Annotated in this window: 16 protein-coding genes and 1 pseudogene; 14 read left to right on the top strand and 3 right to left on the bottom strand. The window is 61.2% G+C overall.

Annotated features, from left to right (window positions below; all coding sequences use genetic code 11):
- Window position 1 precedes the first annotated feature (1 nt).
- From J0F90_RS23280 to J0F90_RS23290, 3 genes are all read left to right on the top strand, one after another.
- Window positions 2–418: an SRPBCC family protein gene (locus tag J0F90_RS23280; RefSeq protein WP_033639175.1), complete on the top strand. Its 417-nt coding sequence runs from the start codon at window positions 2–4 to the stop codon at window positions 416–418.
- Between the two features lie 126 nt (window positions 419–544).
- Window positions 545–961 (top strand): VOC family protein, encoded by a 417-nt coding sequence (locus J0F90_RS23285; protein WP_033639174.1) that lies wholly within the window; start codon window positions 545–547, stop codon window positions 959–961.
- Between the two features lie 119 nt (window positions 962–1,080).
- A complete protein-coding gene (locus tag J0F90_RS23290) occupies window positions 1,081–1,320 on the top strand; it encodes a hypothetical protein (RefSeq protein ID WP_033639173.1) in 240 nt (79 codons plus the stop codon).
- Between the two features lie 3 nt (window positions 1,321–1,323).
- Here J0F90_RS23290 and J0F90_RS23295 read toward each other — a convergent pair whose 3' ends face one another.
- On the bottom strand, window positions 1,324–2,523 hold the full coding sequence (locus J0F90_RS23295) for a BaiN/RdsA family NAD(P)/FAD-dependent oxidoreductase (RefSeq protein ID WP_016930433.1): 1,200 nt from the start codon (window positions 2,521–2,523) through the stop codon (window positions 1,324–1,326).
- A gap of 300 nt (window positions 2,524–2,823) precedes the next feature.
- On the opposite strand from J0F90_RS23295, the gene pitA reads away from it, so the two are divergent.
- The gene (gene pitA / locus J0F90_RS23300; protein WP_016930434.1) at window positions 2,824–4,326 is read left to right on the top strand and encodes an inorganic phosphate transporter PitA; all 1,503 of its coding nucleotides are present in this window, start codon (window positions 2,824–2,826) and stop codon (window positions 4,324–4,326) included.
- A 73-nt stretch (window positions 4,327–4,399) separates the two neighbouring features.
- Here pitA and uspB read toward each other — a convergent pair whose 3' ends face one another.
- Complete coding sequence (gene uspB / locus J0F90_RS23305; protein WP_016930435.1) at window positions 4,400–4,735, bottom strand: universal stress protein UspB; 336 nt, start codon at window positions 4,733–4,735, stop codon at window positions 4,400–4,402.
- A 433-nt stretch (window positions 4,736–5,168) separates the two neighbouring features.
- On the opposite strand from uspB, the gene J0F90_RS23310 reads away from it, so the two are divergent.
- The 10 genes and pseudogenes from J0F90_RS23310 to J0F90_RS23355 all read left to right on the top strand — a co-directional run bounded on the left by J0F90_RS23310 (window position 5,169) and on the right by J0F90_RS23355 (window position 16,305).
- Window positions 5,169–5,942 (top strand): SDR family oxidoreductase, encoded by a 774-nt coding sequence (locus J0F90_RS23310; RefSeq protein WP_033639172.1) that lies wholly within the window; start codon window positions 5,169–5,171, stop codon window positions 5,940–5,942.
- A gap of 104 nt (window positions 5,943–6,046) precedes the next feature.
- Entirely contained in the window at window positions 6,047–6,955 is a 909-nt protein-coding gene (locus J0F90_RS23315; protein ID WP_033639171.1) for a LysR family transcriptional regulator, read from the top strand.
- 267 nt (window positions 6,956–7,222) lie between these two features.
- On the top strand, window positions 7,223–7,660 hold the full coding sequence (uspA, locus tag J0F90_RS23320) for a universal stress protein UspA (protein WP_004930988.1): 438 nt from the start codon (window positions 7,223–7,225) through the stop codon (window positions 7,658–7,660).
- 199 nt (window positions 7,661–7,859) lie between these two features.
- Window positions 7,860–9,203, top strand: coding sequence for an NADP-specific glutamate dehydrogenase (gdhA, locus tag J0F90_RS23325; RefSeq protein ID WP_016930438.1), 1,344 nt, complete (start codon window positions 7,860–7,862; stop codon window positions 9,201–9,203).
- A 328-nt stretch (window positions 9,204–9,531) separates the two neighbouring features.
- Window positions 9,532–10,518, top strand: coding sequence for an autoinducer 2 ABC transporter substrate-binding protein (locus J0F90_RS23330; RefSeq protein WP_028128102.1), 987 nt, complete (start codon window positions 9,532–9,534; stop codon window positions 10,516–10,518).
- A 105-nt stretch (window positions 10,519–10,623) separates the two neighbouring features.
- Window positions 10,624–12,118 (top strand): annotated as a pseudogene (locus J0F90_RS23335) (sugar ABC transporter ATP-binding protein).
- Window positions 12,111–13,100 (top strand): ABC transporter permease, encoded by a 990-nt coding sequence (locus J0F90_RS23340; RefSeq protein ID WP_033639170.1) that lies wholly within the window; start codon window positions 12,111–12,113, stop codon window positions 13,098–13,100. The pseudogene J0F90_RS23335 and the gene J0F90_RS23340 overlap by 8 nt, the downstream one beginning before the upstream one ends.
- 1 nt (window position 13,101) lies before the next feature.
- Complete coding sequence (locus J0F90_RS23345; protein ID WP_016930441.1) at window positions 13,102–14,055, top strand: ABC transporter permease; 954 nt, start codon at window positions 13,102–13,104, stop codon at window positions 14,053–14,055.
- Between the two features lie 13 nt (window positions 14,056–14,068).
- On the top strand, window positions 14,069–15,706 hold the full coding sequence (locus J0F90_RS23350; protein ID WP_016930442.1) for an FGGY-family carbohydrate kinase: 1,638 nt from the start codon (window positions 14,069–14,071) through the stop codon (window positions 15,704–15,706).
- Window positions 15,706–16,305, top strand: a complete 600-nt coding sequence (locus J0F90_RS23355) for a KpsF/GutQ family sugar-phosphate isomerase (RefSeq protein WP_016930443.1) — start codon at window positions 15,706–15,708, stop codon at window positions 16,303–16,305. The genes J0F90_RS23350 and J0F90_RS23355 overlap by 1 nt, the downstream gene beginning before the upstream one ends.
- A 28-nt stretch (window positions 16,306–16,333) precedes the next feature.
- On the opposite strand, the gene rsmJ is transcribed toward J0F90_RS23355, so the two are convergent.
- Complete coding sequence (gene rsmJ, locus J0F90_RS23360) at window positions 16,334–17,080, bottom strand: 16S rRNA (guanine(1516)-N(2))-methyltransferase RsmJ (RefSeq protein WP_028128290.1); 747 nt, start codon at window positions 17,078–17,080, stop codon at window positions 16,334–16,336.

The following is a 17,080-nucleotide window of genomic DNA, read 5'->3' on the forward strand; positions in this document are numbered from 1 at the left end:
AATGGCTAATACATCCGTATCTATGAGCATCCCGGCATCCGCCGACACCGTATGGCAACTGATCGGCGGCTTCGACGCCCTGCCTGACTGGCTGCCGTTCATCCCGAAAAGCGTCATTTCGGAAGGCGGCCGCGTGCGTACCTTAACCACCGCCGACGGCGGCACCGTCATCGAGCGGCTGGAAGCGTTCGACAACCGTCAACGCAGCTACAGCTACTCCATCATGCAGGCGCCGTTCCCGGTGGTGAATTACCTGTCCACCCTGTCAGTGCACGCCACCGACGACGCCAACGTGGCGCGCGTGGAATGGTCGGGCAGCTTCACGCCGGTCAACATCAGCGACGACGAGGCCGTCGCCCTGTTCAGCGGCATCTACCAGGGCGGCCTGGATGCGCTGAGCGGCAACTTCCCGCGCTAACGCCGGTATGCTCAAGCGCTCGCGGCCGATGGTGAAAGCCATTGGCCGTTTTTTTGTCTTTAGCTCTGGAGCAGGATAAATCCGCCAGCGCCGTTTATGCTGTAAAGGAGACTTCCGTTTGAGGAGATGGCCGTGCGCCCTTTCAGCCTGAAGACTATCGACCATGTGGTGCTGCGCGTGCGCGATATGCAGAAAAGCCTGCATTTTTATACCCAGATCGTCGGCTGTGATATCGCCAAACAGCGGCCGGATTTGGGGCTGATGCACCTGCGCGCCGGAGCGGCCATGATCGATCTGGTGGATATTAACGGCGTGTTGGGGAAAAAAGGCGGCGCGGCGCCCGATCATCACCGGCAAAATGTCGATCACGTCTGCCTGCGCATCGATCCTTTCAACGAGGACGAGCTGCTGGCCTATCTGCGAGCGCAGGGGATCGGCGTGGATCCCGCCGAATCGCGCTATGGCGCTGAAGGCGACGGCCCGTCCATTTATTTCAGCGATCCGGACGGCAATCGCGTGGAATTGAAGGGGCCGGCGGGATGAGACTAATGGGCCATAGATAATAGAGCCTTATCGGCTCCATCTGTTTGAACGCTACGGGTAGGTATTGGCACCAACAATAAGCGGCTAGCCTATATTGGCGATGAGAGGCGCGGCCCCGTATGAGAAAACCGATCGCCTCGGTGATTTTTGTCCTGGTATTCGCTGTCTTGCCGAACATCATTCCCTCTCGGCTACTGCTGACACCGGACATGGCGTTAGAAATGGTTCACAAGTCTAATGAATGGGGTCTCGGCGATCCGCAAGCGCTTTCGACAACCGACCTGCTAATGCTTTATGGCGCTCGCTGGGTTGTATCTGCGTTTTATGCCAATAACATCGGCCTGACCCGTCACCGCTGAACGCTAACGCCCCTGCGCCGCCAGCGCCTGGGCGCAGGCCCAGGCCGAACTCCAGGCCCACTGGAAGTTGTAGCCGCCCAGCCACCCGGTCACGTCCACCACTTCGCCGATGAAATAGAGCCCTGGCGCCTTGTGGGCTTCCATCGTCTTGGAAGAAAGTTCGTTGGTGTCAACGCCGCCGAGCGTCACTTCCGCCGTGCGGTAGCCTTCGGTGCCGTTCGGCTGCACGCGCCAGTTTTGCAACAGATCCACCAACGCCGCCTGTTGCGGCGCATTCAGTTGCTTCAGCGTCGCCTCCGGCAATTGTCCCAGGGTCTGCAAACACTCCACCAACCGCTTCGGCAAATGCAGCGCCAGGGTGTTTTTCAGGCTTTGGTTCGGGTGCTCTTGGCGTTGGTTATCCAGGAAGCCCGCCAAATCCAGCTCAGGAAGTAAGTTAACGCTCACATACTCACCCGGTTGCCAGTAGCTGGACAGCTGCAATACCGCCGGGCCGGAGAGACCGCGATGGGTGAACAGGATGCTTTCACGGAAGCTGACGCCGTTCTCGGCGGTGATCACCGCCGGCACCGACACGCCGGACAGCGTCTGCACATGCTCCAGCAGCGGCTTATGCAGGGTAAAAGGCACCAGCCCGGCGCGCGTCGGCAACACCCTGAGGCCGAACTGCTCCGCCAGTTTGTAACCGAACGGCGACGCGCCCAACCCCGGCATGGATAATCCGCCGCTGGCCACCACAAGTGAGCGAGCACTTACTTTTTCGCCATTGAGCGCCAGCTGGTAGCCGCTCTCGGTTTTCTCCACGCCCAATACTTCGCTGCGCAGGCGCATCGTCACCTGGCCCAGCTCGCACTCTTTGACCAGCAGATCCACCACCTGCTGCGCCGAATCGTCGCAGAACAGCTGCCCCAGCGTTTTTTCATGGTAGGCGATGCCGTAGCGGTTGATCAGATCGATGAAGTCCCACTGGGTGTAGCGCGCCAGCGCCGACTTGCAGAAGTGCGGGTTGTTCGACAGATAGGCCGCCGGTTCGGCGTACATGTTGGTAAAGTTGCAGCGCCCGCCGCCGGACATCAGGATCTTGCGGCCTGGTTTTTTGCCGTTGTCGAGCAGCAACACGCGGCAACCGAGTTGCCCCGCCTGCGCGGCGCAAAACATGCCGGCGGCGCCCGCCCCAATCACTACGACATCAAACTGTTCCACCTGAGCCTCACTTATCAAAACCACAATCGCGACAAAAGAGCGCCATATTACGCCGTTTCGCCGCCGGTCACCGCCAAATTCACGGCGGCAGATTGTAAAGCCCCGGCGCCGCCAACGCCACAGTAAGAAAATATTACAGAGGTCAGAGGAGAATAACGCGTTGATATTCAATATTTTTGTTATAGGCGCGTCATCGTTTCGTCATGTCCAAATCAAAAAAACGTCATATTTTCCTTTTCCCCGGCCCCGGTTGTCACTGATAATGCGCGGCGTTCATGTCCACAAACTGGCGTAACGCTTATGCTGCATTTGTTCGCTGGCCTGGATTTCCATACCGGCCTGATGTTAATTCTCGCATTGTTGTTCGTGTTGTTTTATGAAGCCATCAACGGTTTTCATGATACGGCCAATGCGGTCGCTACAGTTATTTATACCCGCGCCATGCGCTCGCAACTTGCGGTCGTGATGGCAGGTTTGTTCAACTTTCTTGGCGTAATGCTCGGCGGTTTGAGTGTTGCTTACGCCATCGTCCACTTGCTGCCTACCGATCTGTTGTTGAACGTCAGTTCAGCACACGGATTAGCCATGGTCTTCTCCATGCTGTTGGCGGCAATCATCTGGAACCTCGGCACCTGGTATTTCGGTCTGCCGGCGTCCAGTTCCCATACGCTGATAGGCGCAATCATCGGTGTCGGTTTAACCAACGCCCTGATGACCCACACTTCGGTGGTGGATGCGCTTAACGTCCCGAAAATGATTGGCATTTTCCTTTCTCTGCTGTTCTCGCCGCTGGTCGGCATGATGGTGGCGGGAGTGATGGTGTTCGCCTTGCGCCGCTATTGGAGTGGCACCAAGAAACGCCAGCGTATCCACATGACTCCTGCGGAACGTGAAAAGGTCGACGGCAAACGCAAGCCGCCGTTCTGGACCCGTATCGCGCTGATCCTGTCGGCGATTGGCGTCAGCTTCTCGCACGGCGCCAACGACGGCCAGAAAGGCATCGGCCTTATCATGCTGGTGCTGATCGGCGTTGCGCCGGCCGGCTTCGTGGTCAATATGAATGCAACCGGTTATGACATCACCCGTACGCGTGACGCCGTGACCCACCTGCAGCAATATTACCAGCAGCACGGCGACGCGCTGTCGCATGCGGTGTCGCTGACGCCGCTGGTGCCAAGCCCGGATGACGAAGCTGCGTCTGGCAAGCCTGCCGAGTTCCACTGCGACAGTTCGCGCGCCATGCCGGCCATCGAACTGGCTCAGGGCATGCTGACCAACCTGCAAAGCTACGATCAGCTGACGGTTGACCAGCGCAGCCACCTGCGCCGCCTGCTGATGTGCGTGACCGACACGGCGGATAAAGTCGCCAAGCTGCCGGAAACCTCATCCGCCGACCAGCGCTTCCTGAAGAACCTGCGTCAGGATCTGCTGCAGACCGTCGAGTACGCGCCGATGTGGATCATCGTCGCCGTCGCGCTGGCGCTGTCGCTCGGTACCATGGTGGGCTGGAAACGCGTGGCCACCACCATCGGCGAGAAGATCGGCAAGAAAGGCATGACCTACGCCCAGGGCGTATCGGCCCAGATGACCGCGGCGCTGTCGATCGGCGTGGCGAGTTATACCGGCATGCCGGTCTCCACCACCCACGTCCTCTCTTCGGCGGTTGCCGGGACGATGATTGTGGACGGCGGCGGCGTGCAGAGCAAAACCGTGAAGAACATCCTGTTGGCCTGGGTACTGACCCTGCCAATCTCGATTCTGCTTTCCGGTGCGCTGTATTGGGTTGCGTTGAAGCTGATCTAAGCGATAAGCACCACGAGAAAGGCGGCCGCAGGGCCGCCTTTTTTTTGCCTGCATCAAGGGAAACAGGAAGGCATTAATACCAGATCATCAGCGCTATCAGGCTGATGACCACCAGGCCGCACAGGGCCGAGGTCAGCATAAACTGCCCGCGCACCCGCTCACAGCGGCGAATAAACTCCGGATCGTGGTGTTCGACATAGCGCTGCGCGAAGATATAGCGCACCAGCCTCAGCTGCTTGCTGGGTTGCCCGTGGGCGGTGAAGAAGCCGCCGCCGTCGACGTATTGGTACAGCAACGGGTCACAGCCGCGCAATACCACCAGCAACGCGCGCAGAGAAGAGTAATACCGCACCATGTTTACCACACACACCACACATAAGGCCCAAAACAGCGCGACGGTACTGATCATGATTACCCCCTCAAGGCGTTGTTATCCGCGGCCATCCGCCGGGTCCAACCGCCCTACCTCATTACCCGATACTCTGCTGGAGCTTACCGCTCTCATCCCCTTTTTTTGCCTGCACGAGCCACGCCCATAACCCACCGCCTCCAAAGACGTTGCCGCGCCGCACAGAGAGATTTGCACGGCATGGTTCTACTCAGAGGAGAAATGGTGAAGCCCATATCCATCATTGTAGGTTAATGGAACGCAAACTGGCCTGAGCAGTGGATAAAATTTACCGCCCTGTACCGAAAAGTCACCTGCCGGGGCGTTATAAGCGATAACCATCCGTTTCGATTATGTCGCTTTTCTGGATAGTCTATCCCGCGCCGCGCCGCTGATCTTTCCCCCCACGCTGGCTAGACTCAGGTTTCCGTTACGTTCATCCAAGGAAACTGTTATGGCAAACCATTCAATCAAGGGAAAAACCGTCCTCATCGCCGGCGGCGCCAAGAATCTCGGCGGGCTGATCGCGCGCGATTTGGCTGAACAAGGCGCCAAAGCGGTGGTGATCCACTACAACAGCGCCGCTTCCAAAGCCGAGGCGGAAAAAACCGTCGCCGCCATTCAGGCCGCCGGGGCGCAAGGTGTCGCGCTGCAGGCCGATCTCACCACCGCGGGCGCGGTCGAGAAGCTGTTCGCCGACGCGGTCGCCGCCGTCGGCAAGCCGGATATCGCCATCAATACCGTCGGCAAAGTGTTGAAAAAGCCGATGATCGACATCAGCGAAGCCGAGTACGACGAAATGACCGCGGTCAACGCCAAAACCGCGTTCTTCTTCCTGAAAGAGGCGGGCAAGCACCTTAACGACAACGGTAAAATCTGCACGCTGGTCACCTCGCTGCTCGGCGCCTTCACGCCGTTCTACGCCGCTTACGCCGGCACCAAAGCGCCGGTGGAGCACTTCACCCGCGCCGCCGCCAAGGAGTTCGGCGAACGTGGCATCTCCGTGACGGCAGTCGGCCCCGGCCCGATGGATACCCCGTTCTTCTACCCGGCTGAAGGCGCGGACGCCGTGGCCTACCACAAGACGGCGGCGGCGCTGTCGCCGTTCAGCAAAACCGGCCTGACCGATATCGAAGACGTGGTGCCGTTCATCCGCCATCTGGTCAGCGACGGCTGGTGGATAACCGGCCAAACCATCCTGATCAACGGCGGCTACACCACCAAGTAAGTTCGACGGGGGCGGAGAGGCCCCCGCACCTGCTCGCGCGCAACCGCGCCATGCGGCTACACTCTACTGTCAGAAACGGCGCCAAGGAACAGCAGGTCAGCGAGATGGACAGATTCAATCAATACCGCGTATTCGTACAGGTGGCGGAAATGGGCAGCTTTATCCGGGCGGCCCATGCGCTGGAGGTGCCGCGCGCCTCGGTGTCCGCCGCCGTGCAGCAATTGGAAACGCAACTGGGCGTACGGCTGCTGCACCGCACCACGCGGCAAGTGCGGCTGACCGCCGACGGCGAACAGCTGCTCGAGCGGCTGCGCCCGCTGCTGGCCGAAGTGGAAGACATCGATCAGTCATTTCAGGCCAGCCAGCGGCAGGCCTCCGGGCGGCTCAGCGTCGACGTGCCGAGCCGCATCGCCCGCCGGCTGATCGCTCCGGCGCTGCCCGGCTTGCTGCGGCGCCATCCTCACCTGCAGCTGGCGCTCGGCTCCGCCGATCGCGCCATCGATCTGGTGCAGGAAGGGGTCGACTGCGCGGTGCGCGTCGGCGATCTGCACGACAGCAGCCTGGTGATGCGCCCGCTCGGCCATATCGCGCTGATCAACTGCGCCAGCCCCGCCTACCTGAGCGAATTCGGTCATCCGCTCCACCCCGACGATCTCGTCGAGGGGCACTGGAGCATCGGCTACGCCTCGCCCAGAACCGGCCGCGAATCCCCCTGGGAATACCTGACCGGCGACGGCCATACGCAACGGCTCGAACTGCCCAGCCGGGTGGTGGTCAACAACGCCGAAAGCTATATCGCCTGCTGCCGCGCGGGGCTGGGGCTGATGCAAATCCCGCGCTACGACGTACAACACCTGCTCGACGCCGGTGAACTGGCGGAAGTTCTACCCGGTTACCGCGCCGCCTCCATGCCGATCGCCCTGATCTACCCCCATCGCCGCCAGCGCTCAAGGCGTCTGGCGGTGTTTCATGAGTGGTTTGAAAGCCTGCTGCAGCCGCATCTGGAGCGCTGATTGCACATTTAGCGCTATACTTTGTTTAATAACGCTTATAATTCAAGCGGTCAGACCGTTAAAACCCGCATAACCCATAGGCTTTTACGCCGCGCGGGTGTACAACGAAAGGTATCGTGCGCAGAGATTTCCGATGCGGCGCAGTGTGATCGCCCCAACATATCATTGCGTTATCCAAATGATACTATGGAACCAACAGCGCCAGGCGGGTACACGGAACGCCTGCTAACCCTTTTTAATCGGCATGTTTATGGAAGGAGTATTCTTATGGCTTACAAACACATATTGATCGCGGTGGACCTATCCCCGGAAAGCAAGATCCTGGTAGAAAAAGCCGTCTCTATGGCGCGGCCGTATAACGCCAAAGTTTCTCTGATCCACGTCGATGTCAACTATTCCGACCTCTATACCGGCCTGATCGACGTCAATCTCGGCGACATGCAAAAACGCATCTCTGAAGAAACCCATCAGGCGCTGACCGAGCTGTCGCAAAACGCCGGCTACCCGATCACCGAGACCCTGAGCGGCAGCGGCGATCTGGCGCAGGTGCTGGTGGACGCCATCAAGAAATACGATATGGACCTGGTGCTGTGCGGCCACCATCAGGACTTCTGGAGCAAGCTGATGTCTTCCGCGCGCCAGCTGATCAATACCGTGCACATCGATATGCTGATCGTGCCGCTGCGCGACGAAGAAGACGAATAAAGTAAGCGCCTGCTAACTTAACTGACCAACGCCCGCGCCCTGCGGGCGTTTTTCATGCCGCCACGCCGATTAATCGCTTGATAATCAACCGCCCTCCGATGATATAGTCGCTAAAGACACAACATCCTCCCCCGAGCATCGCCAACACCCAAATCTATAAGAAATAGCGGGGGAAATTTAATGCGAAAAGGAGTTATCCATGGAATATGCCGTATCGGTAGAGTCTTTCCTGTCCTCGTTACAACGCCATAACCCCCACCAGCCGGAATATCTGCAGGCGGTGCGCGAAGTGTTCACCTCGCTGTGGCCGTTTATCGAACGCAATCCGCGCTATCGCGAACAGGCGCTGCTGGAGCGCCTGGTGGAGCCCGAGCGCATCATTCAGTTCCGCGTCAGCTGGGTGGACGATCGCGGCCAGGTGCAGGTCAACCGCGCCTTCCGCGTGCAGTTCAACTCGGCCATCGGCCCCTACAAGGGCGGCATGCGCTTCCACCCGTCGGTGAACCTGTCGATCCTGAAATTCCTCGGCTTTGAGCAGACCTTCAAGAATGCGCTGACCACCCTGCCGATGGGCGGCGGCAAAGGCGGCTCCGATTTCGATCCCAAAGGCAAAAGCCAGGGGGAGATCATGCGCTTCTGCCAGGCGCTGATGACCGAGCTGTATCGCCATCTGGGCCCGGACACCGACGTGCCGGCCGGGGACATCGGCGTCGGCGGCCGCGAAGTCGGCTTTATGGCCGGCATGATGAAAAAACTGTCCAACAACACCGCCTGCGTGTTTACCGGCAAGGGTCTCTCCTTCGGCGGCAGCCTGATCCGCCCCGAGGCGACCGGCTATGGCCTGGTGTACTTCACCGACGCCATGCTGCAGCGCCACGGCCTGGGCTTTGAGGGCATGCGGGTGGCGGTATCCGGCTCCGGCAACGTGGCGCAGTACACCATCGAGAAAGCGCTGGAACTGGACGCGCGCGTGATCACCGTGTCGGACTCCGGCGGCACCCTGGTGGACGAAGACGGCTTCACCACCGAGAAGCTGGCGCACCTGGCGGAGATCAAGAACCAGCGTTACGGCCGGGTGGCGGACTACGCCCGCGAACGCGGCCTGACCTATCTGGCGGGCCAGCAGCCGTGGAGCGTGCCGGTGGATATCGCCCTGCCGTGCGCCACCCAGAACGAGCTGGATCTCGAGGCGGCGCAGACGCTGATCCGCAACGGGGTGAAAGCGGTGGCGGAAGGCGCCAACATGCCGACCACCATCCAGGCCACCGACGCCTTCCTTGACGCCGGGGTGCTGTTCGCGCCCGGCAAGGCGGCCAACGCCGGCGGCGTGGCCACGTCGGGGCTGGAGATGGCGCAAAACGCCGCGCGCATCGGCTGGCGGGCGGAAAAAGTGGATGTACGTTTACAACATATCATGGCGGATATTCACCATGCCTGCGTGGAATACGGCGGCGAGGGCAAGCAAACCCACTATGTACACGGCGCGAATATCGCCGGTTTCGTTAAGGTTGCGGAGGCGATGCTGGCGCAGGGCGTGCTGTAATCGGGCGCAAAGGTGATCTTGTTCACACATCGATTAAATGCTTCAATGCCGGCTCCTTCGCCGGCATTTTTTTTCGCGTCCAAGCCATCAAAATGATGCACATACGTTAATTAAAAGTTAATAAAAAGTTATTTACAGCCGTTTAGTTGGTAGTAAATTTACCACCGTCAAATAATTAAACATTTATTTAACATTAAATACGTCAATATTTTACTTAAATGTGCGCAGATCACATTTCGTTAACTTCGGCTACGCCCCCTCTTCCATTCCTTTGTAATCTGCAGCGGTGGAAAAACCGCCACCCCTACAGATAAAAAAGGTACAGCTAATGAAATTTAACCTCGCATTATTAAATGCATGTGTGGTTTCTGCGTGCATGTTATCGACAACACCTGTGTTCGCCGCTGATAAATATGAGATTGCCGTGGTCGCCAAAGTGACCGGCATTCCGTGGTTCAACCGCATGGAAGTGGGCGTCAACGAAGCGGCGAAAAAGCTCGACGTCAACGCTTACCAGACCGGCCCTTCTACGCCGGATCCGGCCGCGCAGGTCAAGGTGATTGAGGATCTGATCGCCAAGAACGTCAACGCCATCATCGTGGTGCCGAACGACGCCAAGGTGCTGGAGCCGGTGCTGAAAAAAGCGCGTGACAAAGGCATCGTGGTGCTGACCCATGAATCCCCGGACCAGCAGATCGGCCAGTGGGACATCGAGACCATCGACAGCGAGAAATACGCGCAGGCCAACGTCGATGAACTGGCGAAAGACATGGGCGGCAAAGGCGGCTACGCCATCTACGTCGGCTCGCTGACCGTGCCGCTGCACAACGCCTGGGCCGATTCCGCCATCAAGTACCAGAAAGAAAAATACCCGGACATGTTTGAAGTCACCTCGCGCTTGCCGGTGGCGGAAAGCATCGACAAATCCTACGCCACCACGTTGGATCTGATGAAAACCTATCCGCAGATGAAGGGCATCATCGGCTTCGGCTCGCTCGGCCCGATCGGCGCCGGCCAGGCGGTGGCCAAGAAGCGCGCCAAGGACAAAATCGCGGTGGTGGGCATCGCCATGCCGGCGCAGGCCGCCCCTTACCTGATGCGCGGCGACATCAAGAAAGCGCTGCTGTGGGATCCGAAAGACGCCGGTTATGCGCTGGTGACGGTGGCCGATCAGCTGCTGCAGGGCAAGGACGTGAACAAAGACCTGTCGATCGAGGGCCTCGGCAAGGCCGACGTCGATATGGAACACAAAGTGATTCGGTTTAATAAGATTTTGGAAGTGACCAAAGACAACGCCAAATCGCTCGGATTCTGATTTTTCGCGTAATTTCGCTACACCGGGAAAGTAGTTAAACCCTCGTAGGGGCGCAGCGTTGCTGCGCCCAGGGCTTCGGCCGCTACGCAAGCACAGGTTAACGTTATGACAGCCTCCCCCGCATTTATCACCCTGGAGAATATCAGCAAGCGATTCCCAGGCGTGCTGGCATTAGACCAGATCAACCTGACGCTGAATAAAGGCGAAGTGCACTGTCTGGCCGGGCAAAACGGCTGCGGCAAAAGCACCATTATTAAAATCATCTCCGGCGTCTATCAGCCGGAAAAAGGCGCCAATATTTCGCTGGAAGGCAAACTCTTCCACGCCCTGACGCCGCAGCTGTCCGGTTATTACGGCATACAGGTGATCTACCAGGACCTGTCGCTGTTCCCTAACCTGACGGTGGCGGAAAACATCGCCATCCACCGTTACCTGCCCGGCGGCCACTTCTGGGTGCGCAAGCGGGTGATGCGACAGACGGCGCTGGACGCCATGGCGCGGGTCGGCGTACACATCGATCCCGATAAAAAGGTGGAAAAACTGTCAATCGCCGATCGGCAGCTGGTGGCGATTTGCCGCGCCATCGCCGCCGAGGCGCGGTTGGTTATCATGGACGAACCGACCGCCTCGCTGACCCGCCAGGAGGTCGACGGCCTGCTGCGGGTGGTTAACGAACTGAAAGCAGCCGGCATCTGCGTGGTGTTCGTCAGCCACCGATTGGATGAAGTGATGGAAGTCGCCGATCGCATCAGCGTGATGCGCGACGGCAAACTGGTGGGCACCTGGCCGGCCAGCGAACTGGACAGCCATGAACTGGCGTTCCTGATGACCGGCCAACGCTTCCATTACAGCCCGCTGCCGCCGCTGCCGCCGGCCGAACAGGCGCCGCTGCTCGAGGTGCGCAACCTCAGCCGCGGCGAGAAATACCGCAACGTCAATCTGGCGCTGCGCGGCGGCGAGATCGTCTCGATCGTCGGCCTGCTCGGCGCCGGCCGCACCGAACTGTGCCTCAGCCTGTTCGGTGCGGCCGGACAGCGGCGAGATCCGCATCGAGGGCCGGGCGGTGCAGCTGCACAACAACCGCGAAGCGGTGCGCCACGGCATCGGCTATGTGTCGGAGGATCGCCTGACGCAGGGGTTGATCATGGAGCAATCGATCTACGACAACACCATCGTCACCGTCTTCGATCGGCTGCATACCTCGCTCGGGCTGTTGGATCACGCCAAGGCGACCGAGCTGGTCAACCGGCTGATCCGCGATCTGAACATCAAGGTGTCCGACAGCGCATTGCCGGTGAAAACCCTGTCCGGCGGCAACGCCCAGCGCATCGCCATCGCCAAATGGGTGGCGACCCAGCCGAAGATCCTGATCCTCGACTCGCCCACCGTCGGCGTGGACATCGCCAACAAAGAGGGGATCTACCAGATCGCCCGCGATCTGGCGCAGCTGGGCATGGCGGTGCTGATGATCTGCGACGAGATCCCGGAAGCCTATTACAACAGCCATCGGGTGATGGTGATGCGCAAGGGCGAACTGATCGCCGAATTCGCGCCGCACCAGAGTACCGAACAACAGATCGCCGAGGTGGTGAATGGATAAGTCATTATTGGCCCGCCTGGCCGGGCGACACGAGTTTTATCTCGGCCTGTTGGTGTTGCTGCTGGCGATCGGCCTGAGCGCCAGCACCGATGAGTTTCTGACGCTCGGCAACCTGACCGATGTCGCCACCAGCTACGCCATTCTCGGCATCCTGGCCTGCGGGCTGTTCGTGGTGCTGATCGCCGGCGGCATCGATATTTCGTTCCCGGCGATCACCGCCATCGCCCAGTACGTGATGGCCAGCTGGGTGATCCAGCACGGCGGCAGCTTCCCGCTGGCGTTCGCCCTGGCGATCGGCGTCGGCCTGCTGCTCGGGTTGGTGAACGGTTTCCTGGTGTATTGGCTCAAGGTGCCGGCGATCATCATCACCATCGCCACCCTCAACCTGTTCTATGGCCTGCTGGTATACGCCACCAACGGCACCTGGCTGTACGGCTTCCCGGACTGGTTCATGAACGGCATCAACTGGTTCTCGTTCCAGGGCGCCGACGGCTACGACTACGGCCTGACGCTGCCGCTGCTGTGCCTGCTGGCGACCATCGTCGTCACCGGCGTGCTGATGAACCGCACCCGGCTGGGGCGCCAGATCTACGCCATGGGCGGCAACCGCGACGCGGCGTCGCGCCTGGGGTTGAACCTGCTGCGGCTGCACTTCTGCGTCTATGGCTATATGGGCATTCTGGCCGGCGTCGCGGCGGTGGTGCAGGCGCAGATCACCCAGTCGGTGGCGCCCAACTCGCTGCTCGGCTTCGAGCTGACGGTATTGGCGGCGGTGGTGCTGGGCGGCACCAGCATGAGCGGCGGCCGCGGATCGTTGACCGGCACCCTGCTCGGCGTGGTGCTGCTGGCCTTCCTGCAAAACGGGCTGACGCTGCTCAGCGTCTCGGCCTATTGGCACCAGGTATTCAGCGGCGCGATCATTTTGATCAGCATCAGCACCACCGCCTGGAACGAAAAACGCAAGCTGCTCAAGGAGATCTGACATGACGCAGTTAACTCGGTTGATCCCAAACGATCGGATCATTCGCCTGCAGGGCGCGATCATCATCGCGGTGGCGCTGCTGTTCGCCGGGCTGCTCGGATCGCGCTTCTTCAGCCTCGGCAACTTCCAGTCGATCGCCTCGCAGCTGCCGATCCTCGGCCTGCTGGCGCTCGGCATGGGCATCACCATGCTGACCGGCGGCATCAACCTGTCGATCATCGCCGGCGCCAACGCCTGTTCGCTGGTGATGGCGGCGATCATCGTCAGCCATCCCGACCAGCCGCTGTTCCTGGCGCTGGCGCTGTTGGCCGGCCTGTTGGTGGCGGTGGCGATCGGCGCGCTGAACGGCGCGCTGGTGGCCTGGATCGGCGTTTCGCCGATCCTCGCCTCGCTTGGCACCATGACGCTGATCACCGGCCTGAACATCCTGCTGTCCAACGGCGCGGTGATCTCCGGCTTCCCGGCGGCGATTCAATTTCTCGGCAACGGCGCCGTGCTCGGCGTGCCGGTGGCGCTGATCCTGTTCCTGCTGGTGGCGGTGGGGCTGTGGCTGCTGCTGGAGCACACCACGCTGGGGCGCAGCCTGTACCTGATCGGCTCCAACGAGCAGGCCACCCGCTTCAGCGGCGTGAACACCGCGCGGGTGCAGATCGCGGTGTATATCCTGTCGGCGCTGCTCGGCTGGGGCGCCGCGCTGCTGATGATGGCCAAGTTCAACTCGGCCAAGGCCGGCTACGGCGAATCTTATCTGCTGGTGACCATTCTGGCCTCGGTGCTGGGCGGCATTAACCCGGACGGCGGTTTCGGCCGCATTCTGGGGCTGGTGCTGGCGCTGATCGTGCTGCAAATGTTGGAAAGCGGCCTCAATTTGCTGGGGGTCAGCAGCTACCTGACCATGGCCCTGTGGGGCGGCGTGCTGATCCTGTTTATCGCGTTACAGAATCGAAAAGCTTAGGAGAAAACAGATAATGGCGAGCTATTTTATTGGCGTAGATGTGGGCACCGGAAGCGCGCGCGCGGGCGTATTCGATCTCAATGGGCGCATGGTCGGCCAGGCCAGCCGGGCCATCGATCTGTACCGGCCGAAGGCGGATTTCGTCGAGCAGTCGTCGGATAACATCTGGCAGGCGGTGTGCAATGCGGTGCGCGACGCGGTCAACCAGGCCGACATCAACCCGATCCAGGTCAAAGGGCTGGGCTTCGACGCCACCTGTTCGCTGGTGGTGTTGGATAAAGAAGGCAAACCGCTGACCGTCAGCCCCTCCGGCCGCACCGAGCAGAACATCATCGTGTGGATGGATCACCGGGCGATCGCCCAGGCCGAGCGCATCAACGCCACCAAACACCGGGTGCTGGACTTCGTCGGCGGCATCATTTCGCCGGAGATGCAGACGCCGAAACTGCTGTGGCTGAAGCAACACATGCCCACCACCTGGGCCAACGCCGGTTACCTGTTCGATCTGCCGGACTTCCTCACCTGGCGCGCCACCCAGGACGCCACCCGTTCGCTGTGTTCAACGGTATGCAAGTGGACCTATCTCGGCCACGAGCAGCGTTGGGACAAGAGCTACTTCCAGCAGATCGGGCTGGAAGACGTGCTGGAACACGACGCGGCCAAGATCGGCAGCGACGTTAAAATGATGGGCGAGCCGCTGGGCCACGGCCTGACTCAGCGCGCCGCCGCTGAAATGGGACTGATCGCCGGCACGGCGGTGAGCGTATCGATCATCGACGCGCACGCCGGCACCCTCGGCACGCTGGGCGCCACCGGCGTCTCCGGCGAGGTGGCCGACTTCAATCGCCGCGTCGCGCTGATCGGCGGCACCTCCACCGGCCATATGGCGATGTCGCGCACCGCCCGCTTTATCGGCGGCGTCTGGGGGCCGTATTACTCGGCGATCCTGCCGGAATACTGGCTGAACGAAGGCGGCCAGTCCGCCACCGGCGCGCTGATCGACCACGTCATCCAGTCGCACCCGTGCTATCAGGAGCTGCTGGCGCAGGCGAAAACCCAGGGGCAGACCATCTATGAGGTGCTGAACGCCATTCTGCGCCGCATGGCCGGCGAACCGGAGAACATCGCCTTCCTGACGCAGGACATTCATATGCTGCCGTACTTCCACGGCAACCGCTCGCCGCGCGCCAACCCGACGCTGACCGGCATCCTGACCGGGCTGAAGCTGTCGCGCACGCCGGAAGACATGGCGCTGCACTACCTGGCCACCATTCAGGCCATCGCGCTCGGCACCCGCCACATCATCGAAACCATGAACCACAGCGGCTACAGCATCGATACCATCATGGCCAGCGGCGGCGGCACCAAGAACCCGATCTTCGTGCAGGAGCACGCCAACGCCACCGGCTGCGCCATGCTGCTGCCGGAGGAGAGCGAAGCAATGCTGCTGGGCGGCGCGATGATGGGCACCGTGGCGGCCGGCGTATTCGACACCTTGCCGGAGGCGATGAGCGCCATGAGCCGCATCGGCAAGACGGTTACGCCGCAGACCAACCAGATAAAAAGCTACTACGACCGCAAATACCGGGTGTTCCACGAACTGTACAACGACCACATGAAATACCGCCGGCTGATGCAGGAGGAGGCGTGATGCAGCAGGAATGGCGGCAGGCCGTACAGGGCTGGCAAACTTACAGCCGGGAACTGGCGCAGCTGGGCGAGCGCCTCGACGCGCACACCTGGCAGCGGCTGCTGGGGCTGCTGGCCGGCTGCCGCGGTAAAATCGCCGTCACCGGCGTCGGCACCTCGGGAATTGCGGCGCGCAAGATAGCCCACATGCTGGCCTGCGTGGAGCGACCGGCGGTCTACCTCGACGCCACCGGCGCGGCGCACGGCGATCTGGGCTTTCTGCGCGCGGACGATCTGCTGATCCTGATCTCGCGCGGCGGCAATTCCGATGAGCTGACCCGTCTGCTGCCGACGCTGCAGACCAAGGGGGTGCCGCTGATCGCGGTGACGGAAAACCCGCACTCCGCCATCGCGCAGGCGGCGCAGCTGACGATCGCCACCGGGGTGCAACAGGAAATAGATCCGCTGAATATGCTGGCCACTACCTCGATCGTGCTGGTGTTGGCGATCTTCGACGCCGCCTGCGCCTGCCTGATGGCGCGCAGCGGTTACGACAAGAGCGCCTTGCTGGCGGTGCATCCGGGCGGCGGCGTGGGGAAAAGTTTGCGAGAGGAAAACTGAGGGCCCGACACGGCGGGCCCGGCAGACATTACAGCGGCATGTAGATATCGAAACGGTGGCTTTTGGTCAGCGTGGCGGCGTGCGCCGGCACGTCGGCCAGCGGCGGCGCGTAGTCCGGGCGTTTCACCACCACGCGCTTGGTCGCCAAACGGCGCGCCGGTTCCAGCAGGCCGTCGGCGTCATCGTCGCTGCCCACCAGCGATTGAAACACCCGCATTTCTTTCTTCACCAACGCGCTTTTCTGCTTGTGCGGGAACATCGGATCGAGATACACCACCTCGGGGCGCGGGCTGAGATCCGCCAGCGCCGTCAGGCTGGAGGCGTGCAGCAGCGTCAGACGCTCGCGCAGCCACGGGCCGATTTCCGCATCCTGATAGCCGCGCTGCAGACCGTCGTCCAGCAACGCCGCCACCACCGGATTGCGCTCCAGCATCCGCACCCGGCAGCCCAGCGCCGCCAGCACGAAGGCGTCGCGCCCCAGCCCGGCGGTGGCGTCCACCACGTCCGGCAGGTAGCTGCCCTTGATGCCGACCGCCTTGGCCACCGCCTCGCCGCGGCCGCCGCCGAAGCGGCGCCGATGCGCCATGGCGCCGGAGACGAAATCGACGTAGATCCCGCCCAGCTTCGGCTCGTCGCGCTTGCGCAGTTCCAGCCGCTGCGGGGTCAATACCAGCGCCATCGGCGCGTCGTCGTCGGACGTCAGCCGCCAGCGCTGCGCCAAAACAGACAAGGCGCCGGGATCGGCGCCTGCTTCACACAATAAACACACGCTCAC

Source organism: Serratia marcescens subsp. marcescens ATCC 13880 (assembly GCF_017299535.1).
Taxonomy (GTDB): Bacteria; Pseudomonadota; Gammaproteobacteria; order Enterobacterales; family Enterobacteriaceae; genus Serratia; species Serratia marcescens.